A 9,687-nucleotide genomic window follows, 5' to 3' on the forward strand; every position below is an offset into this window, starting at 1 on the left:
CAGCCGTGCCGAGGGCATTCGTGCACTGGCCGCGCTGACCCAGCGTACCGACATTGCCGGTGATGCCGACGAAAGCTGGCGACTGGCACTGACCTGGATCGGTCCGCCCAATCCGGCACAAGTACCGTTGTTCGAGGCGTACCTCAAGACGCATCCGGATGACGTGGAAATCCGCGCGCAGATGAACAAGGGCAAGCAACAGCCGGCAACGACGGCCAGCAAGGAATGGCAACCGCCCGCCGAAGTCGCGCGCGGCCTGAAGGCGCTCAAAGCAGGCGATCAGGCCACCGCCGAGCAGGCGTTTCAAGCACGCTTGAAAACCCGGCCCGATGACGCTGACGCGCTCGGCGGCCTTGGGGTTATTCGCCAGCAGCAACAGCGACTGGCCGAAGCGGAAAAGCTCCTGGGTCAGGCCACGCGACAACACAACGGCAGCCACTGGCAAGTGGCGTTGAACGAAGTGCACTACTGGTCGGCGTTGCAGCAGGCCCGCGATGCCCAGGCCAAAGGCCAGACAGCCCAGGCACAGGCCTTGGTGAACCAGGCGCTGCGGCAGAATCCAAACGGGGCGGATGCTCTCCTCGCCCTGGCGGATATTCAGGCCAGCGCGGGCCAGTTCGATGACGCGCAGCGCAATTATCGGCAGATTTTGAATCTGCGCCGCGACGACCCTCGAGCACAGGAAGGGTTGGTTAATGTGCTACTCAAGAGCGGCAAGAACGATGAAGCCCTGCAACTGATCAACAGCCTGCCAGCCACCGGACAGGCAAAGACCGGCCAGTCCGCACGCCTGCAAGCCTTGCGCGCGACGCAACTGGCCGCCCTCGCCGAACAACGCAACGACCTGCCCGCTGCGCGCAACGCCTTGCAAGACGCGCTGCGCGTTGAGCCGGACAACATCTGGACACGTTTCGCCCTGGCCCGCCTGAACCTGGCAATGGACGAACCGCAAAAGGCTCGGGACCTGATCAACACCATGCTCCAGGCCCACCCCGACAATGCCGATGCGCTTTACGTCAGCGCCTTGCTGTCGGTCCAGATGGGTGAGTGGAAAGCCGCCCAGGCAACCTTGGGACGCTTGCGCCCCGACCAGCGCACCCCGGACATGGAAGCACTGGCCGCTGATGTCAGCCTCAACCTGCAACTCAGCCAGGCGATCGGGTTGGGCAAGCGCGGACAGCGCCAGGAAGCCCTGACCTTGCTCGATCGTACTCAGCCGATGGCCAACAACAGTCCAGATCGCACGGCGAGCCTGGCCTCGGCCTATGTCGAGATCGGCGAGCCGACCCGAGCGCTGGCCCTCATGCGCGGCCAGTTGCAACACACCGCTGCGCCCTCGGCGGACTTCATCCTGCAATACGCCGCGGTCCTGCTTGAGTCCGGGGAAGACGCCCAGGTCAACGAGATTCTGCGCGACCTTCAGAACAAGCCCTTGAACGCACCGACTCGCAAGCGTTTCGACGACCTGCTCCATCTCTATCGCATCCGCCAGGCTGACCATCTACGCGAACAAGGCAATCTGGCCAGCGCGTATGACACGCTGGCGCCCGCGCTGGCGCAACGTCCCGGTGACAGCGCCGCCGTCGCGGCGCTGGCGCGAATGTATTCGGCCAACGGCGACACGACAAAAGCCCTCGAACTCTACAAGCCGCTGTTACAACGTCAGCCAAACGACCCACAACTGCTGTTGGGTGCCGCCGACGCGGCGGTGTTGGCACATGACACAGGCTTTGCCGAACAGGCACTGCAACAGCTGCTCAAGACCGAATCCGGCAACCCTCAAACGCTGACCGAGGCCGCCCGCCTTTACCAGAACATGGGCAAGACCGGCACGGCGACCGATCTGCTGCGCAAGGCAGTGGCCATCGAGCAGAGCGAGAAACGCAGAAGCCAGAGCGGCCAACTGGCCGGGTCGACGGTGGCACCCAACCCTTTTGCGGGGGTGTCGGGGCCACGTAGCGAGGTCAGTCGCGACACCTTGCTGGCAGCGATCCCGCCACCGGCTCAGGAAATACCGGGCAGCGTGAGGTCTAACACCCCTTTTGGCATCGACGCCCTGCCAAGGCCCCAGCAGGCGAGCAATCCATTCGAGTCGCAGCTGCCGCGCGCAGCACTGGTGAGTGAAGACATCAGCCCCGCGCAACTGGCGCTGAATAAAATCCTTCAGGAGCGCAGTGCCTACGTCACCCAGGGCGTGAGCATTCGCAGCAACAACAGTGAGTCGGGGTTGAGCAAGCTGACCGATATTGAAACGCCGCTGGAAATCAATATCCCGCTGGATGAAAGCCGTGTCGCCCTGCGCGTGACGCCGGTCTCGCTGAACGCCGGCAGTGCCAGCGGCGAAGCACTGCAGCGCTTCGGTAGCGGTGCGCAGAGCGAAGGCGCCGGCTCGCAAAAAGCCGAGGGTGTCGGTCTTTCCGTCGCTATTCAACGGCCCGCGGATGGGCTCAAGGCCGATCTCGGCACCACCCCGCTCGGCTTCAAATACTCCACCGCCACGGGCGGCATCAGCGTTGATCGCCCCATAAGCGACTCCTCTAATGTCCGCTACGGGGTGAGCGTTTCCCGGCGTCCGGTGACTGACAGCGTCACCTCGTTTGCCGGCACCACGGACAAACGCAGCGGGCAGTCCTGGGGCGGTGTGACCGCCAACGGCGGGCGCGGCCAGTTGAGCTATGACGACAGCGAAGTCGGCGCCTATGGCTACGCCTCCTGGCACCAGCTATTGGGCAACCATGTCGAATCCAACAGCCGCAGTGAACTGGGCAGCGGCATCTACTGGTACCTGCAAAATGCAACGGACAGCAAGCTGACCGTCGGCCTGAGCATGACCGGCATCAGCTACGCGAACAATCAGGACTATTTCACCTATGGCCACGGCGGCTATTTCAGTCCGCAGACGTTCTTCGCCCTGGGCGTACCGGTGACCTGGGCACAACGCACCGGGCGCTTGACGTATCAAGTCAAGGGCTCGGTCGGCGTGCAGCATTTCGAGCAAGACAGTGTCGACTATTTCCCGACCGACAAAGCCCTGCAGGCGGCCTCGGGCCTGCGTTACGCCGGGCAAAACAAAACCGGGATCGGCTACAGCGTCGCCGCAGCGGCTGAATACAAGGTCGCTTCGAACTTCCTGCTGGGCGCCAATCTGGGCCTGGACAACGCCCACGACTACCAACAATTCAGCGGCGCCCTGTCTTTGCGTTACCTGTTCGAGGACATCAGCGGCCCCATGAGCTTGCCGGTCAGTCCGTACGCCTCACCTTATTCCAACTGATCATTCTGGAGTTTCCGATGCCCACTTCTGCCCTTGCCGGCCTGACGCTCCTTGTTCTTGGGGAGAGCCATATGAGCCTCGCGGACCATTTGCTGGAGCCGCTGCACGACAACCTGACTCGCCAAGGCGCCCTGGTTCACTCCATCGGTGCCTGTGGCGCCAGCGCCGGCGACTGGCTGATCAGTAAAAAGGTCGACTGCGGTGCCGAGCGCAAAGGCAACGACAAGATGGTGATCAAGGGTCGTGACGCCACCACCACACCGATCCAGGACCTGATCGCCGCCGACAAGCCCGACCTGGTGGTACTGGTCATCGGCGACACCATGGCGTCCTACGACAAGCCCGTGTTTCCGAAGGCCTGGGCATGGCAAAGCGTCACCGGCCTGGCCAAGGCCATCGCGGCCACCGGGACCCGTTGCGCCTGGGTGGGCCCGGCCTGGGGCAAAGCCGGTGGCATGTACCAGAAGAATGATGCCCGCACCCAGTTGATGTCGCAGTTTTTAGCCGCGAACGTGGCGCCTTGCACCTACATCGATTCGCTGACGTTCTCCAAACCCGGGCAGTGGATCACCACCGATGGGCAGCACTTTACCGTCGCCGGTTATCAAGCCTGGGGCACTGCGATTGGTGGTGCGTTGGCCAAGTTGCCCGCCAATACCGTCAGCAGCACAGGAGCCGGCAAATGACTCGATCCACATGTGGCTGGGCGCTGTTCGCGCCCTTGATGCTGAGCCTGCACGCCCAGGCCGCCGACATTGCCCTGTACCCGACGGGCCCGGATCAAGACTCGGCCTTCCTGCGCTTTATCAACGCCGCCGACCGCCCCTTGCAACTGCTGGCCGAAGGCTCGCAGGCCAGCCTCAGACTCGAGGGAGCGAATGCCGTGTCCGACTACCTGCCCGTGCCCGCCAACCAGCCGATCAAGGGCACCCTGGAACGCAACGGCAAAAGCCAGCCACTGGACATCCAGGTGGCAGCAGGGGAATTCGCCAGTGTGATCGCTTTGCCAGACAGCGCTCAAGGCTCAATTGGTCTGCGCCCAAACCAACGTCGGTGCGCCACTTGACCTGGGCCAGCTCAAGGCCGGCGAGCGCTACAGCGTTGTGCTGCTGCCTGGTGCAAATGGCCCGCACCTGTTGCTCGCGACTGACGTCCTGGCMCACTGATCGGATCGCGCCACCACCATGGTTTTTGCCTCTCTCGAGTTTCTGACGTTGTTCCTGCCGCTGTTCTTGTGCAGCTATGCAGTGTGCCCAGCCGCCTGGCGCAACGTCACGTTACTGATCGGCAGCTGGCTGTTCTATGGCTGGTTGAGCCCTCGGTTCCTCGCAGTGCATGTGGTGCTAACGATCACGGCGTGGGCCGGCGGCTTGCTGATTGACGCCTTGCGGGAAAAAGACAAGCGCCGCGTGCGGCTACTCGTGACATTGATCGTGCTCAACACGGCGGTGCTGTGCTGGTACAAGTACGCCAACATCGTCGCCGGTACGTTGATCGATGCCCTTGCCTGGTCTGGCGCCATGCCGCTGGACTGGCAGCGAGTCATCATGCCGGCCGGGCTATCGTTTATCGTCTTGCAGGCGATTTCCTATCTGGTGGATGTACACCGCCGCACCGTGCCGGCCGAACGCAGCTTAATTAATTACGCCACCTATATTTCGATGTTCGGCCATTCGGTCGCCGGTCCCATCATTCGCTATGACTGGGTTCGGCGTGAGCTGAATCAGCGTCACTTCAACTGGCAGAATTTCTCGCTGGGCGCACGCCGGTTCATGGTCGGGATGAGCATGAAGGTCCTGGTGGCCGACACCCTGTCGCCGGTGGTCGATGTGGCGTTCAATGTGCAGAACCCAAGTTTCTCTGACGCCTGGATCGGCTGCCTTGCTTACTCCTTGCAACTGTTCTTCGACTTCGCCGGCTACAGCGCCATGGCCATTGGTCTTGGATTGATGCTGGGCTTCCACTTTCCCGAGAACTTCAACCGTCCCTATCTGGCCAACAGCATCCAGGACTTCTGGCGCCGCTGGCATTTGTCGCTGTCCAGCTGGCTGCGTGACTATCTGTATATTTCGCTGGGTGGTAATCGCAACGGCACCTGGAAAACCTATCGCAACCTGTTCCTGATCATGGCTATCGCCGGCCTCTGGCACGGTGGCGATAGCTGGAATTATCTGCTGTGGGGCAGCGCCCATGGCATTGCGTTGTGTGTGAATCGTGTCTGGAACAGCTCTACCCTGCCCCCGTTACAGCCAGTGTTTTCCCATGGGCTGACCCTGCTGTTCGTCTGCCTGGCCTGGACACTGTTCCGCGCCCCCGACTTTCATAGCGCGCTGAGCCTGTATGCCGGACAGTTCGGCCTGCAGGGCATTGCCCTCGGTGACGAACTGTCCGCGATCCTACGCCCGGTACACGGCCTTGCGGGTTTGCTGGGGGTGTTCGGTGTCGTTGCACCGTTGTTGCACCCTTACTGTGAGAAACGACTGGGCGGCCTATTGCTCCACACCACCGCCCTTTGGCCCATCGCCGGTTTCATGCTGTCGTTCGCACTGATCGCCAGTCGCGAAACCGTACCCTTCCTGTACTTCCAATTCTGATGACAACCCTAAAGCCTCCCCCGCTCCCTACTCAGCCAGATGATTTGGCGATTCGCAGCAGTCGGTTGGCAGGCGTGGCGCTGCTGATATTCCTGTTCGTCGGACTGCTGTCCTCTGGCCGTCTGATCGTTTCAGGGCAGATCTCACTGTTACCCGGTGAAGTGCAGACCTCGCAGATTCTTGACGGCGATATCACTCATCGACTCGCCAAGGAACTGTCGAACGCTCACCTCCCCACGACCTTCGCCAAGCTGGAGCGCGGAGTCAGTTGGCTGCTCCTCAGTGACACCGGGCCGAGGGTTCGCTCAGGTTGTCCTGGCTGGTTGTTTTTGGCCGATGAGCTCAAGGTCAACCATCAAGCGCAGCGCAATGCCGATGCCAAAGCCCAGGCCGTGATTGATCTAAAGCAGCAGCTCTCCCAGCGTGGTATCAGCCTGCTGGTGGTCATCGTTCCAGACAAGAGCCGCATCGCTTCCGAGCAGCGTTGCACACTGCATCGCCCAGCCGCTCTCGAAGGACGCATCCAGGCCTGGACCTCAAAGCTGGATGCGGGCGGCGTGTCGAATCTGGACCTCACCGCGGCGCTGACGCCACTGGGGGCCAGTGCCTGGTTGCGCACCGATACGCACTGGAGCGAATCCGGCGCGAAAACGGCGGCCGATGCCATCACACAGYGCCTGAAGACCCTGGGCATCAGCGCCACGCCAAGCAGGTCGTTCAATGAACGTCATGCCCCGCTCGCGGTTCGACCTGGCGATCTGGTCCATCTGGCGGGAATCGACTGGCTGCCGCTCAAATGGCAACCCGCACCCGACATGGTCGCCCAAACCAGCACCCACGAAATTCCCGTTGCGTCGGCCGCCAACCCTGACACTGAGGCAGACCTTTTTGGCGATGCCGACCTCCCCAACACCGCGCTCATCGGCACTTCATTCTCACGCAACTCCAACTTCGCAGGGTTTCTGCAGCAGGCACTGGGCGCCCCCGTGGGTAACTTCGCCAAAGACGGTGGAGCGTTCTCTGGCGCTGCAAACAGCTACCTCAACAACCCGGCTTCCAAAGAAACGCCGCCAAAGCAAATCATCTGGGAAATCCCGGAGCGGGACCTGCAATCGGCGTACGTCGACCCCATTGCCTATCGCTCTTTGCGGTAGGCAATCACACCTGGCTGAAGGCAATCTTCGCCAGCTCGCCCCGCGTGTGCAGGGCATTTCTCTCGATTGTTACCATCTTCGCAACAGTGTTTCTCCTTTCCGGCAAATGACAATTTGTCGCAGGGCTCGCTTTTTTTGATATCTTTGCGCAATTAACCAAATAGTTAACAACTATTTTCAGACTTGCCTTCACTGCTCTTAACCCTCCCCACAAACGTTCATGCGTCAGTAGGATCATGCAACATGACTAAGTCTCGACCTTCGGCATCCGTCAGCCGCTGGCCCATCTGGGTCGTCGCCTTCGGTGTGCTGGTATTTGGATTATTCTTCGCAACCGGTGGTGGCTACCTCGCCACGCTGGGTGGCAGCTGGTACTTCCTGCTCGCCGGTTTCGGTTTGATCGTCTCTGCCGTACTGCTCTTCAAGCAGCGTCTGCAGGGTGCCTGGCTGTTCGCGGCGGTGATGGTGCTGACCGTGATTTGGGCGCTGGCGGATGTCGGACTGAACTTCTGGCCACTGATCTCTCGCTTGTTCGCCCTGGGCGTGCTGAGCCTGTTGGTGGCATTGGTCTACCCCCATCTGCGCAAGGCCAATAGCCTGGCCAGCGGCCGCAGTGGCTACGCTCTGAGCGGTGTGCTGGCAGTCGCCATCGTTGCAGGTGGTGCCGGTATGTTCGTTCCCCATGCCCCTGTTTCGCCGACCGGTGACGGCCCAGGGCTGACCAAGGTCGACCCCGCCAAGGCCCAGAAAAACTGGGAACACTACGGTAACGACGAAGGCGGCGGCCGCTTCGCCGCTCTGGACCAGATCAACCGTAGCAACGTCTCGAAGCTGGTGCCGGCATGGACCTACAATACCGGGGACATCGCGATCAGCGACGGCAATGGCGCCGAAGATCAGATGACACCGTTGCAGGTTGGCGACAAGGTGTTCATCTGCACCCCGCACAACAACCTCATCGCACTGGATGCCGATACCGGTAAACAGCTGTGGAAGAACGAGATCAACGCCAAGACCCGTGTTTGGCAGCGTTGCCGCGGTATCGCCTACTTCGACGCTACCGCTGCGCTCGCCCAGCCTGCTGACGGCAGCACACCTGTCAAACCCGTGTCGATACCGGCCGGCGCCAACTGCCAGCGCCGTCTGCTGACCAACACCATCGATGCGCGCCTGATTGCAGTGGACGCCGATACAGGGGAGTTCTGCCAGGGCTTCGGTAACAACGGCCAGGTTGATCTGAAAGCAGGTCTTGGCGACGTCCCTGATTCCTATTACCAGCTGTCATCGGCACCGCTGATGGCCGGGACCACCGTGGTTGTCGGCGGCCGTGTCGCCGACAACGTCCAAACCGACATGCCAGGTGGCGTGATCCGTGGTTTCGACGTCGTCACCGGCGAGATGCGCTGGGCATTCGACCCGGGCAACCCCGAAGACAAGCAGGCTCCGGCGGCCGGCAGCACCTACGTGCGCAGCACGCCCAACAGCTGGGCACCGATGTCCTACGACCCGGTAATGAACACCGTGTTCTTGCCGATGGGCAGTTYGTCCACCGACATCTACGGTGTGGAACGTACGGCACTGAACCACAAGTACGGCGCTTCCGTTCTTGCACTGAACGCAACAACCGGCGAAGAAAAGTGGGTCTACCAAACCGTCCACAACGACCTGTGGGACTTCGACCTGCCCATGCAGCCAAGTCTGATCGACTTCACCAAAGCCGACGGCAGCAAGGTGCCCGCCGTAGTGATCGGCACCAAAGCCGGCCAGATCTTCGTGCTTGACCGCGCCACCGGCAAGCCGCTGACCAAGGTTGAAGAGGTTCCGGTCAAAACCTCGAACATCCCGAACGAGCCTTACTCGCTGACTCAGCCGAAATCGGTGGGCATGCCAGCGATCGGCGCGCAAACGCTGACCGAGTCGGACATGTGGGGGGCAACGCCGTTCGATCAACTGCTCTGCCGTATCTCGTTCAAGAAAATGCGTTACGACGGGCTGTACACCGCACCAGGCACCGATATCTCGCTGAGCTTCCCGGGCTCGCTGGGAGGGATGAACTGGGGTGGTATCTCGACTGACCCGGTACACGGTTTTATCTTCGTCAACGACATGCGTCTGGGCCTGTGGATCCAGATGATTGCGGCGCAGAAAGATGCCAAGACCTCTTCCGGTGGTGAAGCACTGAACACCGGCATGGGCGCAGTACCGCTCAAAGGCACCCCGTATGCAGTGAACAAGAACCGCTTCCTGTCGGTTGCCGGCATCCCTTGCCAGGCACCGCCTTTTGGCACACTGACCGCGATCGACATGAAAACCCAGAAAGTCGCGTGGCAAGTGCCGGTCGGCACCGTCCAGGACACTGGCCCATTGGGTATCAAGATGCATCTGCCGTTGCCGATCGGCATGCCGACGCTGGGTGGTACGCTCTCCACCCAGGGCGGCCTGGTGTTCATCGCCGGTACACAGGACTACTACCTGCGCGCCTTCAACTCCGCCAACGGAGAAGAGGCCTGGAAAGCCCGGCTACCCGTGGGCAGCCAGGGTGGCCCGATGACGTATGTGTCGCCGAAAACAGGCAAGCAGTACGTTGTCATCACCGCGGGTGGTGCGCGTCAGTCACCCGATCGCGGCGATTATGTGATCGCTTACGCGCTGCCTGATAGCAAGT

Annotated in this window: 5 protein-coding genes and 1 pseudogene; all 6 read left to right on the top strand. The window is 61.5% G+C overall.

Translation table 11 applies throughout. The annotated features are described in order from the left end of the window. The coding region (locus AC1DLB_RS19755) for a cellulose biosynthesis protein BcsC (protein ID WP_477785485.1) at nucleotides 1-3,274 on the top strand (3,274 nt) is incomplete at its 5' end. 17 nt (nucleotides 3,275-3,291) lie between these two features. Then, nucleotides 3,292-3,960, top strand: coding sequence for an SGNH/GDSL hydrolase family protein (locus AC1DLB_RS19760; RefSeq protein WP_477745571.1), 669 nt, complete (start codon nucleotides 3,292-3,294; stop codon nucleotides 3,958-3,960). Then, a pseudogene (locus tag AC1DLB_RS19765) lies at nucleotides 3,957-4,440 on the top strand (cell division protein FtsQ). The gene AC1DLB_RS19760 and the pseudogene AC1DLB_RS19765 overlap by 4 nt, the downstream one beginning before the upstream one ends. A gap of 18 nt (nucleotides 4,441-4,458) precedes the next feature. Further along, on the top strand, nucleotides 4,459-5,868 hold the full coding sequence (locus tag AC1DLB_RS19770) for an MBOAT family O-acyltransferase (RefSeq protein WP_477744383.1): 1,410 nt from the start codon (nucleotides 4,459-4,461) through the stop codon (nucleotides 5,866-5,868). Then, nucleotides 5,868-7,022, top strand: a complete 1,155-nt coding sequence (locus AC1DLB_RS19775) for an alginate O-acetyltransferase AlgX-related protein (RefSeq protein WP_477785486.1) — start codon at nucleotides 5,868-5,870, stop codon at nucleotides 7,020-7,022. The genes AC1DLB_RS19770 and AC1DLB_RS19775 overlap by 1 nt, the downstream gene beginning before the upstream one ends. Nucleotides 7,023-7,265: 243 nt before the next feature. Then, the coding region (locus AC1DLB_RS19780; protein WP_477785487.1) for a glucose/quinate/shikimate family membrane-bound PQQ-dependent dehydrogenase at nucleotides 7,266-9,687 on the top strand (2,422 nt) is incomplete at its 3' end.

The organism is Pseudomonas sp. 05N434 (assembly GCF_056396965.1).